Below are 18,833 nucleotides of genomic sequence, written 5' to 3' on the forward strand. Positions count from 1 at the left end.
CATGAGCAGCAGGATCGCCGTCGTCCCCGGTTCCTTCGATCCGCCCACGCTCGGACACCTCGACGTGATCCGGCGGGCCGCGACCCTGTTCGACGAGCTCCACGTGCTCGTCGTGCACAACCCCGGCAAGGAGGCGATGCTCCCGATCGCTCAGCGCATGTCCTTGCTGGAGCGATCGATCGCCGACGACGGGATGCCCGGCAACATCATCATCGGCTCGTGGAGCATGGGGCTGCTCGTCGACTACGCGCGCGACGTGAATGCGGGAGTCCTCGTCAAGGGCATCCGATCGCAGATCGACGTGGCCTACGAGTCGCCGATGGCGATCGTGAACCGCCACCTCGCCGACATCGAGACCGTATTCCTCCTGCCCGATCCCGCGCACGCGCTGGTGTCGAGCTCACTCGTGCGTCAGGTGGCCTCGCTCGGGGGCGACATCTCCCCGTTCGTCCCGCCGGTGGTGGCCGAGTTCCTCGACACGGGCGCCCGGGGGATCTGAGACGGAGCGTTCGTCCAGCCCCGCGCCGGTGAGGGCCGGTAGCATTGTCGGGTGCGATCCCGACTGAACGGCCCCTTCATCCTGCCCGTCCGCGACATCGTCCGGCGGCCGGGGGAGATGCGCGAGCATACCTTCACGGTGACGCTTCCCGAGCAGTGGGGCGAGGGGATCGTTTCGTTCGAGAAGGGCTCGAACCTCGACCTCGACGTGCGACTGGAGTCCGTGCACGAGGGGATTCTCGTCTCCGGAGCGGCCGACGCGGAGTACGTCGGCGTGTGCGGTCGATGCCTCATCGACATCGCTCGGCCCGTCGAAGTCGAGTTCCAGGAGCTTTTCGCGTATCCTGGTGAGGAAGAAACTGACTTCGAGGTTCAAGACGACCACGTGGATCTTGAAACTCTCGTCAGGGATGCGACCGTTTTGGCGCTTCCATTTCAGCCGGTGTGTCAGCCGGATTGCCTGGGTCTCGACCCGGAAACGGGCGAAAGGCTGACCGCGAGCACCGGGACGGAGCAGGCCGCTCCCATCGATCCTCGATGGAGTGCGCTCCAGCAGATCACAGACCAAGACGGAACGGCACAGAGCCGCGCCGCCGAGAAAGAAGAGAGCTAGTCATGGCTGGTAACCCCCCGAAGCGCAAGGTTTCCCGTTCGAACACCCGCTCGCGCCGCGCGCAGTGGAAGGCGGCGCCCGTCGCCCTCGTGAAGACGATCGAGAACGGCAAGGTCGTCTACAGCCGTCCGCACCAGGCGAAGGTCGTCACCGACTCGCAGGGCACCGAGCTGTTCCTCGAGTACAAGGGCCGCAAGGTCGCTGACGTCTGAGTCGCGAGTCATCGTGACGGAGGTCCCTGAGGGGAAGCGACCTCTCCCAGCAAAGCTCCGCGTCGATATCGACGCGGAGCTTCTGGAGTTGGCGCTCACTCATCGTTCCTACGCCTACGAGCACGGCGGCATCCCGCACAACGAGCGTCTCGAGTTCCTCGGGGACTCGGTGCTCGGGCAGGCGGTGACCGTGATGCTGTTCACCACGCACCCCGAACTCGATGAGGGGCAGCTGGCGAAGCGCCGAGCGAGCGTCGTGTCGACCGTGGCGCTGGCCGAGGTGGCACGAGGAATCGATCTCGGCAGTCACCTTCTCCTGGGACGCGGCGAAGAGCAGACCGGTGGACGCGACAAGGACTCGATCCTCGCCGACACCATGGAAGCCGTCATCGGCGCGACCTACCTCTCGGCGGGTCCGGATGCGGCGACCGAGCTCGTTCTGCGACTCACCCGGCCGCTGCTCGACGACCCCGAGCGCTACGGCGCGGCGATGGACCCGAAGACCAGCCTGCAAGAGCTGGCCGCACGTATCGGCGCGACCCCGCCCGTCTACGGGGTGGTCGCCAGCGGTCCGGATCACGATCGGCGCTTCACGGCGACGGTCGTCGTCGGCGATGTCCGGATGAACGGCCTGGGCAGCAGCAAGAAGACGGCCGAGATGGCTGCGGCGCTCAGCGCCTGGCGCTTCCTCAGCGAACGTGCCTGAGCTTCCCGAAGTCGAGGTCGTCCGAGCGGGGCTCGCTCCCGCCATGACCGGCGCGATCATCACGGGTGTCAGCGTGTTCGACGAGCGTGCCCTCACCCGGCATCCGGCCGGCGCTGCGGATTTCGTGCGTCGCCTCGAAGGGCGTCGTGTCGTCACGGCCTCGCGACGCGGCAAGTTCCTGTGGATGCCGCTCGAGTCGGATGACTCCGCCTTGATCGCGCATCTCGGGATGAGCGGTCAGATGCTGCTGCGCGCGCCGGATGCTTCGGCCGAGCGTCACGAGCGCATCCGACTGCACATCGAACATCCGACGCACGGCGAGCTCGCCGTCGTGTTCGCCGACCAGCGCACGTTCGGATCACTCGCCGTCGACGCTCTCGTCGCCGACGGCCCGAGCGCCGTGCCATCGCAGGTGCTGCACATCGCCCGCGACCCGATCGATCCGTTCTTCGACGACGTGATCTTCCGCGCGGCCCTGGCCAAACGCGGCAGCGCGATCAAACGGGTTCTCCTCGACCAGACGGTCGTCAGCGGCATCGGCAACATCTACGCCGACGAGGCGCTGTGGGCCGCTCGCATCCACCCCGAGACCCCGGCCGACCGACTGTCGACGCAGGCCGCGCGTCGGCTTCTCGGCGAGGTCCGCTCCGTGCTCGCCAAGGCCCTCGCCGAGGGTGGTACGAGTTTCGATGCGCAGTACGTCAACGTCAACGGCCAGGCGGGATACTTCGCCCACTCGTTGAACGCCTACGGGCGCGGCGGCAAACCCTGCCCGCGCTGCGGAAAGCCCATCGTGCGGGAGAGCTTCATGAATCGCTCCTCGCACTACTGTCCGCGCTGCCAGCGGAGGCCATGACCGCTCCGCTCGGAGTCCAGTCTCCCCCGTAGCGTCTAGTCTCTCGGTATGACCTCGACGCCCACCGCATGGAATCTCCTCTTCCGCTCTCACGATGGAGTCGCCGCGGCTCCCGGCCGTGCGGCGGTTGCGCCGGTGCCTCCGCAGCCTCCTGCCGGGTGGGCCGGAAGCTATGGCCCGGGTGTCGATTGGAGGCACTGGCCGCGAAGCTCTGCGACCGGACTCCCGATGATGCACGTCGTCACCCTATGGCTGCCCGAGGACTATCGGCGGCAGGGGAGCCGGTATCCGGGAATCGCGTTCTTCGCCGGTGAGGGCCAGTTCGCGCCCGATCCCGTGATCGCGGATGCAGGGTCGGCCGACCCCTTCCTGCGTGATCTGGCCGAGGCCGTCGAACATCCTGGCCTTCGTCGGCGGCGCGACCTCATCGACGGAGAGTTCGCGCTGCTCTGGCTGACGGCAGACGAGCTCGCCGCAGGGCCCACGGCACCGCGAGGTGATCTGCGCCTGCCCGGCTCCTGGTCCGACGAGAGCGAGGGCTGCAACGCCTGGGACACTCACGAACCGACGACGGACGTGTGGCTGGTTCCGCGCGTCGATCCCAACGCCGGATTCGCCCCCGGAGAGGTCGGTGCGGGTGTCGTCGCGCCCGATGACTACTCGAGTCCGTTGGACGAGCGTTACGAACTGCGCCCGTGGGCCGCGCCGCTGTGGGGGATGAGTCATCTCGGTGGAACCGCGTTTCCCGTGCAGGCGATGCCGGACGGGCTGACTCCCTGGTATCTGGAGATCGAAGAGATCGTCGGGACGAACTTCGGTGGTGGAGGCAACGCTCAGATCGACCTCGAGTCCGATGCCTTCGATTGGGCGTGCGGCTGAGGCACGTTCGAACTCCGAAGTGATCGCCGGATCAGCCCGCGAACAGGCCGATGTAGGCGAGTCCGTTGTAAAGCTTGGTCGTATCGGTGACCACCTGGGTCGGATCGCCGTAGACGAACATGGCGTTCGCGTCGTGGATGCCGAGTTCAGCGCACTTCTTTTCGATCGCTGCTGTCGAGACTTCCGCTTCGAGGGTGCTCTCGGCGACGAGCTCCGCGACCGAGCGCGGGACATCGTGGTGGATGACGAGCAACAGGTCTTCGTCGTACACGTGTTCTTCGTCGAGATCGACGCTGAATCCGATACCGGCATCGACCGCGGATGCCTCCTCATCCTGCCAATAGGAGTCGGGCACCTCGAAGTAGGAGAAGAACTACGCTTCGGTCTGCGCTGTCGTGCCGATCCAGAAGTGGAGTGCGGAGAAGGGGGTAGGGAGCTTGGGCGGCCCGTACGCGTCGACCCAATCGAACAGGGTTCCGGGGCGAAGCCCCTAGCGCCGTTCGATCTCGGGAAAGCCCCCGCGGGGAGTGCGGGTCAGCGCTTCGTCCACGAGAGCTCGCTTGTACGCCTCGGTCGCGGCATCGGGAGCCGCGCTCACTCGTCGTACCCGACGGCCGGGGACTCCGCTGCAGGCGACTCCAGCGCCGAGCGCGCGGGCCCATAGGTCAGCGGCACACGCAGCGTCAGCTCTTTTGCGGCATCCCAGAAGTCCTCGTCGATCTCGTCGACACGAGGGGCGAGCTCGCCCGCGACCGCGCGGTAGACGTCGTCTATCGTGCTGACCTCTTCGGACTCCGTGATCGGGCCGATGAGATCCCAGAACTCCTGGAGCGCGGCGTTGGTGCGGTGCGCCCCGCATTCGGAGAGCGCCGCGCGGGCGGTTTGCACTTCGGCGATGCCCCAGTTGCCCAGGAACTGGATAAGGCCGCCGTTGTATCCGTCGGCGACCAGCCGCCAGAGCGCAACCAGCGCTCGCGAACGGGGGGCGAGGGCATCGGGTTTCCACGCGGCGGACTCCAGCTCCGCGAGGGCTTCTTCGAAGAGGGCGTCCTGTTCGATGCTCCAGACGCTCAGGGCGCCCCCTTCCGAGGTCTGCCCGGCAGCGGGCCAGTTCACACCGTGGCCGGAATCGGTGAGGATCCAGCCCGCGCGCTCCGCAGCACTCATCGCCGCGACCGTCGGCCCCACCGAGGTCAGCGGGGCGGCCAACGCGCGGCCGTCATCGAGGTGCACGAGGATACGCTTCTCCTCGAATGTCACATCCACGATGTGCGCTCCGACCACAGGGCCATCCGTTCCTCCTCAGAGCTTCTTCTGCCACGCCCCGACATACGAGACCGGTACGAAACCGATCGCCTCGTTGATGTCGAGCATCGGCCGGTTCTCCTCGGCATTGAAGGTCGAGACCCGCGTCGAGTCGGGCGCGAGTTCGCGCCACCGCAGCAGGTTTGCGCACTTGACGATGGTGCCGAGCCGATGCCCGCGGTGCTCCCGAGCGACGAGCGTGCCGAACTGATGCGTCACGCCCGCGCGGTCCTCGCCGATGAGCAGCTCGTTGTACGCGACGATCGCGCCGGTCGGCACATGTCGCACCGCGGCGACGGAGACCATCTGGCCGGCGCTCGTGAGGCGGGCATCACGACGCACGACGCGTGCGGCATCCCACTCCTCGGCGTCGAACTCCATGTCGCCGCTCGGTGCATCGGTCACCAACCGTGCCAGCACATCGGCGTAGCCGTCGCGCAGCTCCGGCGGGGTCGGCAGATTCCACTCGATGCGGCGGTAGTCGGAACCGGCTCGGCTCATCGCCTGCTCCAGAGCGTCGCGCAGCGGCGCCGGGTCGGCGGTGAGATCGAGTTCGCTGTTGCGTTCGACCTGCTCGAGTCGGTAGCCGCGCGCCCCCAGCAGGTCGGTCAGCGCGATCGCGGGCACTCGTCCCCAGCCGGTCTTCGGGACCAGCATCCGATCAGCCTCGATCGGGCGGTGCAGGCTCCAGATCTGGAGGATGTCGCGTCCGCGTGCGCGCGCCTCGTCCTCGGCGCGATCGAGCAGAGCCTCTTCGACGCCTTCGCTCCAGTGCTCCTCCGGCACGAGCAGGTCGAGCTCGGCCGCCCGCGCCCCCGCGTCCTGGGCGTAGTCGACGGTGACGGCGCCGACGATGCGGTCGCCCCGTCGGGCGAGGAAGCCCGTGTGCAGTGTGTCGGTCGTGTCGTGCCACGCGGGCAGCATCTGCGCGGCGGTCGGTGCGAGATCGGGCAGGCCGACCATCTCGTCGCATACCCGGTGGCCGAGTTCGCCATAGGCGAGGAACCCCGCGGCGTCGGGGTCGTCGAGCGTCAGGGGAACGGCGAGGGGGACGACCGTCGTCGGGGTGGTCATGTCAGTTCTTTTTTCCAAGCGCCCTCGTAGGCGCGCGCGGTGAAGCCGATCGCTTCGTTGATGGCGAGCATCGGCCGATTCTCTTCGGCGTTGTAGGTGATCACCCGCTGGGAGGTCGGCGCGATCGCAGTCCAGCTCTGTAGGGCTGCGCATTTCACGCGCAGCCCGAGTCGGTGTCCGCGGTGCTCGCGCAGCACCAGGGTGTCGTGCTGGATCGTCGTCGTCGATCCGCTCGTGCCGGTGCCGAGTTCGGTGAACGCGGCGAGTTCGCCCGTGACGATGTGCTGGGCGGCGGTGACCTGGAGAGTGTGACCCGCCTCGGCCTGCCGTTGCTCCATGCGGCGCACGCGTGCCGCATCCCATGCCTCCTCGTCGGCGTCGAGGTCGGCCGACGGTGCGTCCGTCGACATACGCGACTTCAACCAGGCGTACCCGTCGAGGTGTTCGGCCGGTGTCGGCAGCGTCCAGCGCACGACCCGGTAGTCGCTCGATGCGGCCTCCGCCTCGGCGAGGAGCTCGGCGCTCCGCGCGCGGGCGACGTCGTCGAGGTCCAGCAGGCTGATCCGGTACACCTGCTCGAGCGAGAAGCCGCTGCGGGTGAGGAAGCGGGCGACATGATCGTTCGGGACGCTGCCGTGCCCGGTGGGCGATTCGAGGCGCGCCCCGTCAGCGGTGGGCTGTTCCGTCCAGTTCTGGATCACACCGCGGCCGTGCGCTCGCGCAGCCTCCTCGACGTGAGGGAGGATCGCCCGCCCGATGCCGCGCCCCCAGGCGAGCGGACGCAACTCGATGGTCGCGATCGCCACACGCGACCCCGCTTCGTGGGGGAGATCGACGACGACGCGACCGATCATCTCGTCGGCGAGTCGGACGGTCCATACGAGCGTCGTCTGCTCCTCGCGCGATCGCAGTCGGGGGAGGAGTTCGGCCGGCGACAGATCCTGCTCGTCGCGTCCGGTGAGTTCGCGGTAGACGAGGTTGCGGACGCGGGCGAGCTCACGGAACTCGCCCGCGTCCGCTGCATCCGCCCGGGCCGGAACCACGAGCGGATGCAGGGTCGCGCCTGCGCTGAGGGGGATGCTCATCCGATTCTCCTTCTCAGTGCATCTGACGCTGGAGGTGGTAGGCGAGGATCGCCGCGCTCTCCTGGGGGCTGCGGTGCTGGTCGTGGAGGAACAGCGGTGCAGCCGGAGCGAACTCGCGCTTCGGTCGGCGGGGGCGTTGCGTCCGACGGAGCAGCCAGAGGCCGATCCGCAGTGACAGGCGATCACCGAGCGACAGGGCGCGCAGTTCTTCGGGTTCGGGGATGTGCAGGACCGTGCGGTCCTGAGTATCCGGTGGGTGGGTGATGTTGCGGGACAGCGTGATGTTCACGGTGGTTTCCTTCGAAAGGGGTGTGCAGAAACGCGGAAGACGCGGCGTCGACGGCCGGACGGCCGGACGGACGGATGCGCAGAGGGCGCGGAGAGCGGATGCCGAGAGGCGTGAGCCGCGGATCGATGACGCTCGGCGGCGGTGGCGCACAGGGCGATCGACGCGGACGGATCCCCGAGGGGATCAGTCGAGGGCGGGTGCTGTTCTAGGAGACAGCGTTGCCGTCGACGCCGAGGTCGGTTACCGAGTACGCAAGGCGCGGCGCAGTGGAAGCGTGCGCGACCAGACCGTTGGTCTGTGCGGAGAGCTGAATGTTCATCATCGGTAACCTCCCTTCTTGAGGTGTCGGTGGCCCAAGCTAGCGAACGTTCGGGCACCGAGTCAAGCATTTTCCCAGTTTCACGGCGTGTCGCGCGTGTCGGTCTCGGGTGCCTCCCGCGCGGTCTCCCGGCCGAATCCCGCATTTCCGGTAACGTATGGGCGTGATTCTCCCCGAACGATCGGTGCCCCGATGCATCTGAAGAGCCTGACCCTCAAGGGCTTCAAGTCGTTCGCGCAACCGACGAGCTTCGTCTTCGAACCCGGTGTGACGTGCATCGTGGGACCGAACGGCTCCGGTAAGTCGAACGTCGTCGACGCTCTCGCCTGGGTGATGGGGGAGCAGGGCGCGAAGACCCTCCGCGGCGGCAAGATGGAGGACGTCATCTTCGCGGGCACGTCGACGCGCGGCCCGCTGGGTCGTGCCGAGGTTCAGCTGACGATCGACAACAGCGACGGTGCGCTTCCGATCGAGTACGCCGAGGTGACGATCAGCCGAACGCTCTTCCGCAACGGATCGAGCGAGTACGCCATCAACGGCGACAGCTGCCGGCTCCTCGATCTGCAGGAGCTGCTCAGCGATTCCGGCCTCGGTCGTGAGATGCACGTGATCGTCGGGCAAGGACGTCTCGATACCGTTCTGCAGGCGTCGCCCGAAGATCGGCGCGGCTTCATCGAAGAAGCCGCCGGCATCCTCAAGCACCGTCGACGCAAGGAGAAGACGGTTCGCAAGCTCGACGCGATGGAGACGAACCTGACGCGTCTGAGCGATCTCGCGGGGGAGATCCGTCGCCAACTCAAGCCGCTCGGTCGTCAGGCCGAGATCGCCCGCGAGGCGCAGTCGATCGCTGCCGTCGTGCGCGATGCGAAGGCACGACTCTTCGCCGACGACGTCGTGGCCCTGCGCACGGCGCTGGCCGACCACACGCGCACGGAGAAGGAACGACACACCGAGCGCCTCGTGCTCTCGGACCAGGCCGACACCGTGCGGGCGAGCATCCACCGGCTCGAACAGGATCAGAACTCCGTCGCCGTCGATCAGGCGCGCAGCGTCGCGTTCGGGCTGGAGCAGGTGCAGGAGCGCATGCGCGGTCTCTACACGCTCGCCAATCAGCGGCTCGCCCTCCTCGGCACCGAGGACGACGATGCCGCGGTCACCGCGGTCACCGTGACGCAGGCGACGATCGACGAGGCCAAGGACGACATCACCGAGATCTCGGCCGGTCTCGGTGACGCCCAGGACGCGGCCGTCGCGGCCAGCCGAGAAGTCCTGAACGCCCGCGCCGAGCTCGACACGCTCGACGTCGACATCGCAGAGCAGAGCGCTCTGGTGTCGGAGTACGACATGCGTCTCTCGGAGCTGCGCGGCACCGCCGATGCGGCCGCCTCCGCGCTTGCCGCCGTGCGCGGCGCTGTGCTCCGCCAGGAGAACGCGCTCGAGGCCGCGAACGAGCGGCGGCGAGAGGCGTCGGAGGCGCTCGAGGCGATCGAGGATGCCGAGGCGCCCGAAGGTTCTGCGGCCGATTACTCTGCGGCGTACGAGAGTGCGCAGCGCGCGGCGACCGCGGCGGAGGCTGAGCGCGAGACTCTGCGCGAGCGGCTGCACGCCGCCGAGCGCGAGGTCGACTCGTTGACGGCCAAGGCGGCGGCGCTCGGGAGCGCGCTGGCGCTGTCGGGTGGTTCCGCCGAGATCGTGAAGGCGGGTGGCCCGGGGATCCGGGGTCTCGTCGGCGACGCGGTGCAGGTCCGATCGGGCTTCGAAGCCGCGGTGGCCGCCGTGCTCGGTCCCCTCGCCGAGGGCGTGCTCGTCGATACAGCCGCCGATGCGTTCACGCTGGCTGCCGAAGCGGCCGACCAGCGGAGGGGAGTGGTCGACTTCGTCGCGGCCGAGACCTCGCGTCGTTCGGTCGAACTCCCGCAGTTGTCCGGAGTGACCCCGGCGGTTTCGGCCGTCGATGCGCCCGCGGGAGTGCTCGGAATTCTCGCCCACGTCCTCATCGCCGACGATCTCGATGCTGCTCGCGCTGCGCGCACCGCTCTGGATGCGCTCGACGACGAGTCGACCACGATCGTCACCGTCGGCGGAGACGTCGTCACCGCCCACAGCCTGCGCACCGGGTCGGGAGGCGAACGCTCGCGCCTCGAGCTCGCGGCCGAGCGCGACGCCGCCACAGAGCGGCTCGCCGAGGTGCAGGTGATCGTGGATTCGCTCCGCGAGGCACGGGAAGACGCGAACGAGGCCGTCGAGACGACGCGGCGCCAGTCGAAGGACGCCCTGCGCGCACTGCGCGAGCTGGACGCGGCCCTGGCCACGCACGCCGAACAGGTGAACCGCATCACGGTGCGTCACGAAGCCGCGGTCGCCGAGTGCGAGCGTCTCGAGACCGGTCTCGCACAGGCGCAATCGGCCGTGGCGGATGCCGAGGCGAAGGCGGAGTCCGCGAAGACCGCGCTCGACGATGCCGTCTCCGCTCCCCGCCCCGTGCTCGATGCCTCGGCGCGTGCCGGTCTGCTGGAGGCGTTGGAATCCGCGCGCGAGGGCGAGGTGCGGGCGCGGCTCGAGATCGAGACGCTCCGCGAACGCGTGCGTGCGGCGCAGTCGCGGGTGACCGCACTGGAGCGCCAGCGCGAGCAGGAGCGGGATGCCGCCGCCGAAGCTGCCCGCCGTGCCGTGATCCGCCGCGCGCAGCGCGAGGCGGCCGCCGGTGTCGCCGAGGAGCTCCCTCGCGTCCTCGACTCGCTCGACCGTTCGGTCACCGAGGCGCGCGTGGCGCTGGCCGAGGCCGAGACGGCTCGGGCGGCCCAGAACCAGGAGCTCACCGGACTGCGGGCGCAGGAGTCCTCATTGCGGGAACGCCTGGCCGGGCTCACCGAGAGCGTGCACGGCCTCGAACTGCAGATCCACGAGAAGAAGCTCCACCTGACCGGGCTGCTCGAACGCGTCGCCTCCGAGCTCGCGCTCGACGAAGACATCCTCGTCGCCGAGTACGGCCCCGATCAGCCCGTTCCGCGCGACATCGCCGAGGTCTCGGACGACCACGAGATCGACGTCGACCTGACCATTCCGTTCGACCGCCGCATCCAGCAGCGACGCCTGGCCGACGCCGAGCGCAAGCTCGCACAACTCGGCCGGGTGAATCCGCTCGCGCTCGAGGAATTCGCCGCGCTGGAACAGCGTCACGCGTTCCTCACCGAACAGCTCGCGGATCTCACGCAGACCCGTCAAGACCTGATGACGATCATCGCCGACCTCGACGAGCGGATGCAGACCATCTTCGCGAGCGCGTTCGCGGATACCCAGGAGGCGTTCGGCGAGGTCTTCCCCCTGCTGTTCCCCGGCGGTACGGGGAGCATCTCGCTCACCGACCCCGACAACATGCTCACGACCGGGATCGAGGTCGCCGTGCGCCCGGTCGGGAAGAAGATCGAACGGCTCTCCCTGCTCTCGGGCGGAGAGCGCTCACTCGCAGCCGTCGCTCTGCTCGTGGCGATCTTCAAGGCGCGTCCGAGCCCGTTCTACATCCTCGACGAGGTCGAGGCCGCGCTCGACGATGCGAACCTCGGCCGACTTCTCACGGTCTTCGAGCAACTGCGCGAGACCTCGCAGCTGCTCGTGATCACGCACCAGAAGCGCACGATGGAGATCGCCGACGCGCTGTACGGCGTGTCGATGCGTCAGGACGGCGTCTCCGCGGTGGTCGGGCAGCGCGTGGGCGATCGCGCGGCCGCGGCGAGCTGAGGTCTCGCAGCGAATCGCCGGGGACGGCGGCGGACTCCGCGATGCTTCGCGCCCCGTAGGCTGGGGGGCATGGCGGAGAAGTCCTGGTCCCTCGGTCGCGCACTGCGCGGCATGTTCGTCAAGCCCACGATCGATGAGACGACCTGGGACGACCTCGAGACGGCGCTGATCACGGCGGACTTCGGTCCCGACATCAGCGAGCGCATCGTCGAGGAGCTCCGGGCGAAGGTCGAACGGTTCCGTACGACCGACCCGAAAGACCTCCAGCGGATGCTGCGCGAGACGCTCGAGGAGCACTTCGCGAAGTTCGACACCACGCTCAAGCTCACCGAGCGCCCCGCCGTGGTGCTCGTCGTGGGTGTGAACGGCGTCGGGAAGACGACCACGATCGGGAAGTTCACGAAGTTCCTGCGCGGATTCCAGCGCAGTGTCGTCGTGGGCGCCGCCGACACCTTCCGCGCGGCGGCCGTCGACCAGCTCGCCACCTGGGCCCAGCGCGGTGGCGCCGCGATCGTGCGGCCTCAGCAGGAGGGCCAGGACCCCGCATCGGTGGCGTTCCAGACCGTCGAGTACGCGCAGCGCGAGGGGATCGAGATCGCGATCATCGACACCGCGGGCCGGCTGCACACCAAGGGCGGCCTGATGGACGAGCTCGGCAAGATCCGGCGTGTGGTCGAGAAGCAGGCGCCGATCAGCGAGGTGCTGCTGGTGCTCGACGCCACGACCGGGCAGAACGGGGTGATGCAGGCGGAGTCCTTCCTGCAGCACGCGGGGGTCACGGGACTCGTCCTCACGAAGCTCGACGGGTCTGCCAAGGGCGGTTTCGTTCTGGCGGTTCAGGAGCGCACCGGCATCCCCGTCAAGCTCCTCGGTCAGGGTGAGGGCATCGATGACCTGACCGGATTCACCCCGCACGTGTTCGTGCAATCACTTGTCGGATGACGACGGGACTACCGTCGCGAGCATGAGGCTGGTTTCATAGCGGTATGGCGATCGAACACGACTACTTCGGGCTCCTGTCCTCAGGGCCGGACGGATCGATCTTCTGGTCGGAGACGGTCGAACTCGGCGACCAGAGCGTCACCGTCGACCTGACCGCGCCCGATCAGGACGATGTGTCGTCCGAGGCGCTCGACATCGCAGCCTCGTTGATCGCCGGGCTCGAGAACGTCGACGACACGGCACGTCGCGGGATGCTGTCGGAGGTCGACGATCGCACGAGCGAGGTGACCGAGTACATCCTGCAGCAGCAGGAGGCCTACGGTGACGACCTCCCCGATGTCCTCGTCGACATCTCGGGCGACGCCGCCGTCGACATCATCCGTTCTCTCCGGCTCATGAGCATGACGATCCTCGCCGACGAGCACGGCGGGTCCGAGCCGTTCGCGGTGCTGGAGTACGCGCTCGACGCCGCCACCACCGACGACGTGCTCCTGGTGAACCTCGGTTCCGACGGCAGCGTGCAGTCGGTGATGAGCGCCGACTGACGCGACGGTCTGTGCTCAGACCGCCTGGGTGAATCCCAGATCCGCGCTGTCGGCGATGTGGGCGAGGTGCGCGGGGATCTCCCGTCCCTTCGACACCATCGACTGCGCCCACAGGCGGCCCGCACGGTACGACGAACGCACGAGGGGCCCGGCCAGGACACCGAGGAACCCGATGCGCTCGGCCTCGTCCTTGAACTCGACGAACTCCGCCGGCTTCACCCAGCGCGCCACCGGGAGGTGACGCGGCGACGGGCGCAGGTACTGCGTGATGGTGATGATGTCGCACCCGGCGTCGTGCAGATCCTGGAGCGCCTGGACGACCTCCTCCGGTTCCTCACCCATGCCCAGGATGAGGTTCGACTTGGTGATGAGGCCGGCGTCTCGCGCCTGTGTGATCACGTCGAGCGAGCGCTCGTAGCGGAACGCCGGGCGGATGCGCTTGAAGATGCGCGGCACGGTCTCGACGTTGTGCGCGAAGACCTCGGGGCGCGCATCGAAGATCTGCCCCAGGAACGCCGGATCGGCGTTGTGCTCGTTGGCCAGCAGCTCGACGCCGGTGTTCGGATTGAGCTCGTGGATCTTGCGGACGGTCTCCGCGTTGAGCCAGGCTCCCGTGTCCGGCAGATCGTCACGCGCGACGCTGGTCACCGTCGCGTAGCGAAGGTTCATCCGCACCACGCTCTCGGCGACCCGACGCGGCTCGTCGGTGTCGTAGTCGGCGGGCTTGCCGGTGTCGATCTGGCAGAAGTCGCACCGGCGCGTGCATTGCGAGCCCCCGATGAGGAAGGTGGCCTCGCGGTCCTCCCAGCACTCGAAGATGTTGGGGCAACCGGCCTCCTGGCACACGGTGTGCAGGTCCTCGCTCTTCACGAGCGACTGCAGGGCAGTGTACTCCGGGCCCATCTTCGCCTTGGTGCGGATCCATTCGGGCTTGCGTTCGATCGGCGTCTCGGCGTTTCGTACTTCGAGGCGGAGGAGCTTGCGCCCCTCGGGGACGGCGGTCATGCGGTGACTCCTGAGTACTCGGTGGCGAAGGTGCGGATCACGGAGGAGAGGACGTCGGCGGGGGAGACGTCCGCCCCGACGATCTCGCTGATGGTGGTGACGCCGGCATCGGTGATGCCGCACGGGATGATGCCGCGGAAGCCTGCGAGGGAGTTGTCGCAGTTGAGCGCGAACCCGTGCATCGTCACGCCCTGCTGCACCCGCACGCCGATCGCGGCGACCTTGTCCTCGGACAGCGGGCGGCGCACCCAGACGCCGCTCCTGCCCTCGACCTGGTAGCCGTCCACGCCGAGCGGTCCGAGGACATCGATCAGCAGACGCTCCAGGCGGCGCACGTGGGCGACGACGTCGAGCGGCTCCTCGAGTCGGACGATGGGGTATCCGACGAGCTGCCCCGGTCCATGCCAGGTGATCTTCCCACCGCGGTCGACATCGATCACGGGCGTCCCGTCCGCGGGGCGTTCGTGCGGCTCGGTGCGCTTGCCGGCGGTGTACACGGCCTCGTGCTCGAGCAGGATGAGCGTGTCGGGGCGGGTGCCGTCGACCACGTCCGTGTGGATCCGTCGTTGAAGATCCCATCCCTCGGCGTAAGGGACGAGGTCCGGAGCGAGTCCGGCCGTCACGATGTCCAGCATCCGATCTCCCGTCGAAGCGCATTGTTGTAACGCGTCCAACAATACGCCTCTCGATGCTCGCCGCGACGCATCGGCGCGGCGCGGTACCGTGAAGGCATGAAGACCACCGGTCGTGCCGGACGCCCGAAGGCGTCGTCTCGCGAGACGCTCGCCGAGGCCGCCTGCGAACTCTTCCTCGAGCAGGGGTACGAGTCGACCTCCATCGCCGAGATCACTCAGCGGGCAGGGGTGAGCCGGTCGAGCTTCTTCAACTACTTCGCGTCGAAGAGCGACGTGCTCTGGTCGGGGCTCGACGCTCGCATCGCTGAGGCATCCGATGCTCTCGACGCCCTCGATCGTGACGCGAGCGACGCGGACGTGCGCCTGATCCTGCTCGCAGCGGTGCGGGAGTTCGCCCCCGACCCCCTGGCCCTCGCACTGCGGAACGTCGCGGCGATGGGCCTCGAGGACGAGCTTCCGCGCGACGCGGGCGTGCGCCAGGCGCGGCTGGCCGCGGCGATCGCACAGGCTGCCCGCGCCTCGGGGATCGATGAGATCCGCGCCGATATCCTCGGTGCGGCTCACGCAGCCGCGGTGCTCTCGTCGCTCCGGGTCTGGGCGGAGCAGGGGGCGGGTCGTGCGGCACCCGAGAACGTGCTCCGCGATGCGCTCGACCTCATCGGCGACCTCCGCTGGTCCCGCTGATTCGAGAAGCCGGGCCGAGCCGACGATCCGCGTCGGTCGACTCGCGTAGAATCGGAGCACCATGGCTACGTTTGGCACGCTCTCCGATCGGCTCACCGAGACCTTCCGCAATCTGCGCACGAAGGGAAAACTCACCGCGAGCGATGTCGACGGCACCGTGCGCGAGATCCGCCGCGCACTCCTCGACGCCGACGTCGCACTCACGGTCGTCAAGGACTTCACGGCGAAGGTCCGCGAACGTGCGCTCGGAGACGAGGTCAACAAGGCGCTGAACCCCGCCCAGCAGGTCGTTCAGATCGTCAACGAGGAGCTGGTGCAGATCCTCGGCGGAGAGCAGCGTCGTCTGCAGTTCGCGAAGACCGCTCCGACCGTCATCATGCTCGCCGGCCTCCAGGGCTCGGGAAAGACGACGTTCGCCGGAAAGCTCGCCAAGCAGCTCGAGGGCGAGGGGCACACGCCTCTGCTCGTCGCCGCGGACCTCCAGCGCCCGAACGCCGTGAACCAGCTGCAGGTCGTCGCCGAGCAGGCCGGCGCCACCATCTACGCCCCCGAGCCCGGCAACGGCGTCGGCGACCCGGTCAAGGTCTCGCGGGACGGTGTCGAGCACGCGCGCCGCCAACAGCACGACGTCGTGATCATCGACACCGCCGGACGACTCGGCGTCGACGCCGAGCTCATGAAGCAGGCGGCCGATATCCGCGCGGCGGTCCAGCCCGATGAGGTCCTGTTCGTGATCGACGCGATGATCGGTCAGGATGCCGTGAACACGGCGAAGGCGTTCCAGGAGGGCGTCGATTTCACCGGTGTCGTGCTCTCGAAGCTCGACGGCGACGCGCGCGGTGGAGCCGCGCTCTCGGTCGCGTCGATCACCGGTCGCCCGATCATCTTCGCCTCCACGGGTGAGCGTCTCGAAGATCTCGAGCCCTTCTACCCGGATCGCATGGCGAGCCGCATCCTCGACCTCGGTGACATCCTCACTCTGATCGAGCAGGCGCAGCAGGCGTTCGACGAAGAAGAGGCGATGAAGGTCGCCGAGAAGCTCGCGACCGAGCAGTTCACCCTCGAAGACTTCCTCGAGCAGCTTCAGCAGATGAAGAAGATGGGCTCGATGAAGAAGATGCTGGGGATGCTCCCCGGCATGGGCCAGATGAAGCAGCAGCTCGACGACTTCGACGAGCGCGAGATCGACCGCACCGAAGCGATCATCCGGTCGATGACGCCGGGCGAGCGCCGCAATCCCAAGGTTCTCAACGGCTCGCGCCGCCTGCGCATCGCTCGGGGTTCGGGCATGACGGTCACCGACGTGAACCAGCTCGTCGCCCGCTTCGAACAGGCCGCGAAGATGATGAAGACCGTCGCCCGCGGCGGCACCCCGAACATCCCCGGCATGGGCCCGGTCCCCGGAATGGGACGCCCCGGCGCATCGTCCAAGCGCGGGAAGAAGGGCAAGTCGTCGAGCGGATCACGCTCGGGCAACCCGGCCAAGCGTGCGGCCGAGAACTCCGGAGCCGTCGCTACCGCGCAGCCGACCGGTTCGGGATTCGGTCTGGGCGGCGGCGCGAACGCGCCGACCGAGGCCGATCTCGCCGAGATCCAGAAGCTGTTCGGCAAGAGCTGACGGCCCGCCCGGGCATCGCCGCGAACTGCCCGCCGACCAATGCGGCGAGGACGACGGCGATCCCGACACCCTGAATGACGGTGAACGACTCGCCGGCGACGACGACGCCGAGGAGCGTCGCCACCACCGGGGAGAGCAACGCGAGCAGTCCGGGCGCGATCACCGGCAGTTTCTGGATGCCGCCGAACCACAGGGTGTAGGCGAAGATGCCGCCCGCCGTCGCGAGCCACGTGTAGCCGAGTGCGGCCGTCGCGTCGATCGCCGGGGGCGTCCCCTCGATCAGGAGCGTGAGGGGCAGGAGAACGAGACCTCCGGCGCCGAGCTGCCACCCCGCGTAAGTGATGGGACCGACCCCCTTCGGCCGTCCCCAGCGCTTCGTCAGGACCATTCCGGCGCCGGTCGCCGTCACGCCGCCGAGCGCCGCGAGGACTCCCCACGCGTCGAGCCCCGCCGACGGCCCGAGGACGATGAGTGCGACGCCCATCGTGCCTCCCAGTGCCGCGGCCGCGGAGGACGGACGGATGCGCTCGTGCAGCACGAGCGCACCCAGCGCGAGCACGATCAGCGGTTGAGCGCCGGCGACCGCGGCAGCCACCCCTCCCGGAAGACGCTCGGCGGCGAGGAAGAGCAGGGGGAAGAACGCCCCGATGTTGAGCGCGCCGAGCACCACCGCCTTTCCCCACCAGGCGCCGCGGGGGAGTCTGCGCGAAAGCAGGATCGCGAGGACCCCGGCGGGGAGGGAGCGCAGGAGACCGGCGAAGAGCGGATGCCCCGGCGGCAGCATCTCCGTCGTGACGAGGTAGGTCGTTCCCCAGGCCATCGGTGCGAGGGCGGTGAGGAGCAGGATGCGCAGACGGTTCATGTTCTCAGCATGGACACGCAGCCAACATGAATCCAACGCATTCTGAGCATGCTGTTCATGACGTGAGATCATGTTCAGATGGAGCTTCAGCAGATGCGCTACGTCGTCGAGGTGGCCGCGACGCGGAGCTTCACCCGAGCCGCCGAGCGTTGCTTCGTCACGCAGTCCGCGCTGAGCCACCAGATCGCCGCCCTCGAGCGGGAGCTGGGTCAGCGACTGTTCATCCGGTCGAGCCGCGGTGTCCGGATGACCGAAGCGGGGGAGGCCTTCCTCCCACCGGCGCGCAGCGCGCTCGCTTCTGCGCAGCAGGCCATCGATGCGGTGGCCGCCGAGCCCGATCAGCTGGACGGCACCGTTCGGATCGGAATCATCCCGACGGTCGTCGCCGTCCGCGTTCCGCGCCTCCTCGCGTCGTTCCGAGCCGCACACCCCGCCGTACGGGTCGAACTGGAGATGGGCAACAGCGATGAGCTCGTCGCGAAGATCCGGCGCGGCGATCTGGATGTCGCGCTTCTCGGGCTGCAACCGGGCGCCGAGCCCCGCGGTGTCGGATACCGGGAGATCGCCGTCGATCATCACGTCGCGGTGCTCCCGCGTGCCCACCGACTCGCGGCGCGCACCCGACTGAGACTTGGCGATCTCGCCGAGGACGTCTTCGTGGACTTCCCGGCCGGGACGTCGGGGCGAGCCCAGAGCGACGTCGCCTTCCGGGCGGCGGGCGTCGATCGCGACGTCGCATTCGAAGTCGACACGGCCGGAGTCATGCTCGGCCTGGTCGCCGAGGGACTCGCGGTCGCGCTCCTCACTCCGGGGGCGGTTCCCGCGGGTATGGCCGGGGTGAGCACGGTGCCGGTCGTCGACGGCCCGAGGCGAGCGGAGTACGTCGCCTGGGATCTCGACTCGCCTCGGCGTGTCGCTCGTGCGTTGCTGACGGTGCTCGATGGGGAGGCATCCGTCTGACAACGGCG

At 68.5% G+C, this 18,833-nt stretch carries 20 protein-coding genes; 12 read left to right on the forward strand and 8 right to left on the reverse strand.

Annotated elements, in window-relative coordinates:
* The first annotated feature begins 1 nt into the window (after position 1).
* The 6 genes from coaD (at position 2) to ACZ5Y9_RS08815 (ending at position 3,764) form a co-directional block, all read left to right on the forward strand.
* The gene (gene coaD, locus ACZ5Y9_RS08790; protein WP_247622625.1) at positions 2-499 is read left to right on the forward strand and encodes a pantetheine-phosphate adenylyltransferase; all 498 of its coding nucleotides are present in this window, start codon (positions 2-4) and stop codon (positions 497-499) included.
* A gap of 117 nt (positions 500-616) precedes the next feature.
* Entirely contained in the window at positions 617-1,111 is a 495-nt protein-coding gene (locus ACZ5Y9_RS08795; protein ID WP_443677136.1) for a YceD family protein, read from the forward strand.
* A gap of 2 nt (positions 1,112-1,113) precedes the next feature.
* Complete coding sequence (gene rpmF / locus ACZ5Y9_RS08800; RefSeq protein ID WP_247622624.1) at positions 1,114-1,323, forward strand: 50S ribosomal protein L32; 210 nt, start codon at positions 1,114-1,116, stop codon at positions 1,321-1,323.
* An 88-nt stretch (positions 1,324-1,411) separates the two neighbouring features.
* Positions 1,412-2,029: a ribonuclease III gene (rnc, locus tag ACZ5Y9_RS08805; protein ID WP_247622623.1), complete on the forward strand. Its 618-nt coding sequence runs from the start codon at positions 1,412-1,414 to the stop codon at positions 2,027-2,029.
* Positions 2,022-2,885, forward strand: a complete 864-nt coding sequence (gene mutM / locus ACZ5Y9_RS08810) for a bifunctional DNA-formamidopyrimidine glycosylase/DNA-(apurinic or apyrimidinic site) lyase (protein WP_247622622.1) — start codon at positions 2,022-2,024, stop codon at positions 2,883-2,885. The genes rnc and mutM overlap by 8 nt, the downstream gene beginning before the upstream one ends.
* A gap of 228 nt (positions 2,886-3,113) precedes the next feature.
* Positions 3,114-3,764: a hypothetical protein gene (locus ACZ5Y9_RS08815; RefSeq protein WP_247622621.1), complete on the forward strand. Its 651-nt coding sequence runs from the start codon at positions 3,114-3,116 to the stop codon at positions 3,762-3,764.
* Positions 3,765-3,795: 31 nt separating this feature from the next.
* Here ACZ5Y9_RS08815 and ACZ5Y9_RS08820 read toward each other — a convergent pair whose 3' ends face one another.
* From ACZ5Y9_RS08820 to ACZ5Y9_RS08840, 5 genes are all read right to left on the reverse strand, one after another.
* The gene (locus tag ACZ5Y9_RS08820) at positions 3,796-4,119 is read right to left on the reverse strand and encodes an immunity 22 family protein (protein WP_247622620.1); all 324 of its coding nucleotides are present in this window, start codon (positions 4,117-4,119) and stop codon (positions 3,796-3,798) included.
* Between the two features lie 239 nt (positions 4,120-4,358).
* Positions 4,359-5,030, reverse strand: a complete 672-nt coding sequence (locus ACZ5Y9_RS08825; RefSeq protein ID WP_464471159.1) for a DMP19 family protein — start codon at positions 5,028-5,030, stop codon at positions 4,359-4,361.
* Between the two features lie 36 nt (positions 5,031-5,066).
* Positions 5,067-6,143 carry an N-acetyltransferase family protein gene (locus ACZ5Y9_RS08830; protein ID WP_464471160.1) on the reverse strand — a complete coding sequence of 359 codons (1,077 nt, stop codon included), beginning with the start codon at positions 6,141-6,143 and terminating at the stop codon, positions 5,067-5,069.
* Positions 6,140-7,228, reverse strand: a complete 1,089-nt coding sequence (locus tag ACZ5Y9_RS08835; RefSeq protein WP_247622617.1) for a GNAT family N-acetyltransferase — start codon at positions 7,226-7,228, stop codon at positions 6,140-6,142. The genes ACZ5Y9_RS08830 and ACZ5Y9_RS08835 overlap by 4 nt, the downstream gene beginning before the upstream one ends.
* Positions 7,229-7,241: 13 nt before the next feature.
* Entirely contained in the window at positions 7,242-7,517 is a 276-nt protein-coding gene (locus ACZ5Y9_RS08840; RefSeq protein WP_247622616.1) for a hypothetical protein, read from the reverse strand.
* Positions 7,518-8,028: 511 nt separating this feature from the next.
* On the opposite strand from ACZ5Y9_RS08840, the gene smc reads away from it, so the two are divergent.
* The 3 genes from smc (at position 8,029) to ACZ5Y9_RS08855 (ending at position 13,061) form a co-directional block, all read left to right on the forward strand.
* A complete protein-coding gene (gene smc, locus ACZ5Y9_RS08845) occupies positions 8,029-11,574 on the forward strand; it encodes a chromosome segregation protein SMC (RefSeq protein ID WP_464471161.1) in 3,546 nt (1,181 codons plus the stop codon).
* Between the two features lie 69 nt (positions 11,575-11,643).
* Positions 11,644-12,516 carry a signal recognition particle-docking protein FtsY gene (ftsY, locus tag ACZ5Y9_RS08850; RefSeq protein ID WP_247622614.1) on the forward strand — a complete coding sequence of 291 codons (873 nt, stop codon included), beginning with the start codon at positions 11,644-11,646 and terminating at the stop codon, positions 12,514-12,516.
* Positions 12,517-12,560: 44 nt separating this feature from the next.
* Positions 12,561-13,061 (forward strand): DUF2004 domain-containing protein, encoded by a 501-nt coding sequence (locus ACZ5Y9_RS08855; RefSeq protein ID WP_247622613.1) that lies wholly within the window; start codon positions 12,561-12,563, stop codon positions 13,059-13,061.
* Positions 13,062-13,076: 15 nt separating this feature from the next.
* On the opposite strand, the gene lipA is transcribed toward ACZ5Y9_RS08855, so the two are convergent.
* On the reverse strand, positions 13,077-14,066 hold the full coding sequence (gene lipA / locus ACZ5Y9_RS08860) for a lipoyl synthase (RefSeq protein WP_464471162.1): 990 nt from the start codon (positions 14,064-14,066) through the stop codon (positions 13,077-13,079).
* Positions 14,063-14,701 carry a lipoyl(octanoyl) transferase LipB gene (gene lipB, locus ACZ5Y9_RS08865; protein ID WP_247622611.1) on the reverse strand — a complete coding sequence of 213 codons (639 nt, stop codon included), beginning with the start codon at positions 14,699-14,701 and terminating at the stop codon, positions 14,063-14,065. The genes lipA and lipB overlap by 4 nt, the downstream gene beginning before the upstream one ends.
* A gap of 96 nt (positions 14,702-14,797) precedes the next feature.
* Here lipB and ACZ5Y9_RS08870 point away from each other — a divergent pair, with 96 nt between their 5' ends.
* Complete coding sequence (locus ACZ5Y9_RS08870; RefSeq protein WP_247622610.1) at positions 14,798-15,385, forward strand: TetR/AcrR family transcriptional regulator; 588 nt, start codon at positions 14,798-14,800, stop codon at positions 15,383-15,385.
* 61 nt (positions 15,386-15,446) lie between these two features.
* Positions 15,447-17,003, forward strand: a complete 1,557-nt coding sequence (gene ffh, locus ACZ5Y9_RS08875) for a signal recognition particle protein (protein ID WP_464471163.1) — start codon at positions 15,447-15,449, stop codon at positions 17,001-17,003.
* On the opposite strand, the gene ACZ5Y9_RS08880 is transcribed toward ffh, so the two are convergent.
* Entirely contained in the window at positions 16,900-17,865 is a 966-nt protein-coding gene (locus tag ACZ5Y9_RS08880; RefSeq protein WP_464471164.1) for an EamA family transporter, read from the reverse strand. The two genes, ffh and ACZ5Y9_RS08880, sit on opposite strands and share 104 nt — an antisense overlap.
* A 78-nt stretch (positions 17,866-17,943) precedes the next feature.
* Between ACZ5Y9_RS08880 and ACZ5Y9_RS08885 the strand changes: the two genes are divergently transcribed.
* Positions 17,944-18,825 carry a LysR family transcriptional regulator gene (locus ACZ5Y9_RS08885; RefSeq protein WP_464471165.1) on the forward strand — a complete coding sequence of 294 codons (882 nt, stop codon included), beginning with the start codon at positions 17,944-17,946 and terminating at the stop codon, positions 18,823-18,825.
* Positions 18,826-18,833 lie beyond the last annotated feature (8 nt).

The organism is Microbacterium sp. T3-8 (assembly GCF_055398145.1).

Bases quoted from the DNA above. Each gene is read 5' to 3' on its own strand.
- coaD (WP_247622625.1), top strand. From the start codon at position 2: ATGAGCAGCAGGATCGCCGTCGTCCCCGGTTCCTTCGATCCGCCCACG.
- ACZ5Y9_RS08795 (WP_443677136.1), top strand. From the start codon at position 617: ATGCGCGAGCATACCTTCACGGTGACGCTTCCCGAGCAGTGGGGCGAG.
- rpmF (WP_247622624.1), top strand. From the start codon at position 1,114: ATGGCTGGTAACCCCCCGAAGCGCAAGGTTTCCCGTTCGAACACCCGC.
- ACZ5Y9_RS08815 (WP_247622621.1), top strand. From the start codon at position 3,114: ATGATGCACGTCGTCACCCTATGGCTGCCCGAGGACTATCGGCGGCAG.
- ACZ5Y9_RS08830 (WP_464471160.1), bottom strand. From the start codon at position 6,143: ATGACCACCCCGACGACGGTCGTCCCCCTCGCCGTTCCCCTGACGCTC.
- ACZ5Y9_RS08835 (WP_247622617.1), bottom strand. From the start codon at position 7,228: ATGAGCATCCCCCTCAGCGCAGGCGCGACCCTGCATCCGCTCGTGGTT.
- smc (WP_464471161.1), top strand. From the start codon at position 8,029: ATGCATCTGAAGAGCCTGACCCTCAAGGGCTTCAAGTCGTTCGCGCAA.
- ftsY (WP_247622614.1), top strand. From the start codon at position 11,644: ATGGCGGAGAAGTCCTGGTCCCTCGGTCGCGCACTGCGCGGCATGTTC.
- ACZ5Y9_RS08855 (WP_247622613.1), top strand. From the start codon at position 12,561: ATGGCGATCGAACACGACTACTTCGGGCTCCTGTCCTCAGGGCCGGAC.
- lipA (WP_464471162.1), bottom strand. From the start codon at position 14,066: ATGACCGCCGTCCCCGAGGGGCGCAAGCTCCTCCGCCTCGAAGTACGA.
- lipB (WP_247622611.1), bottom strand. From the start codon at position 14,701: ATGCTGGACATCGTGACGGCCGGACTCGCTCCGGACCTCGTCCCTTAC.
- ACZ5Y9_RS08870 (WP_247622610.1), top strand. From the start codon at position 14,798: ATGAAGACCACCGGTCGTGCCGGACGCCCGAAGGCGTCGTCTCGCGAG.
- ffh (WP_464471163.1), top strand. From the start codon at position 15,447: ATGGCTACGTTTGGCACGCTCTCCGATCGGCTCACCGAGACCTTCCGC.
- ACZ5Y9_RS08880 (WP_464471164.1), bottom strand. From the start codon at position 17,865: ATGAACCGTCTGCGCATCCTGCTCCTCACCGCCCTCGCACCGATGGCC.
- ACZ5Y9_RS08885 (WP_464471165.1), top strand. From the start codon at position 17,944: ATGGAGCTTCAGCAGATGCGCTACGTCGTCGAGGTGGCCGCGACGCGG.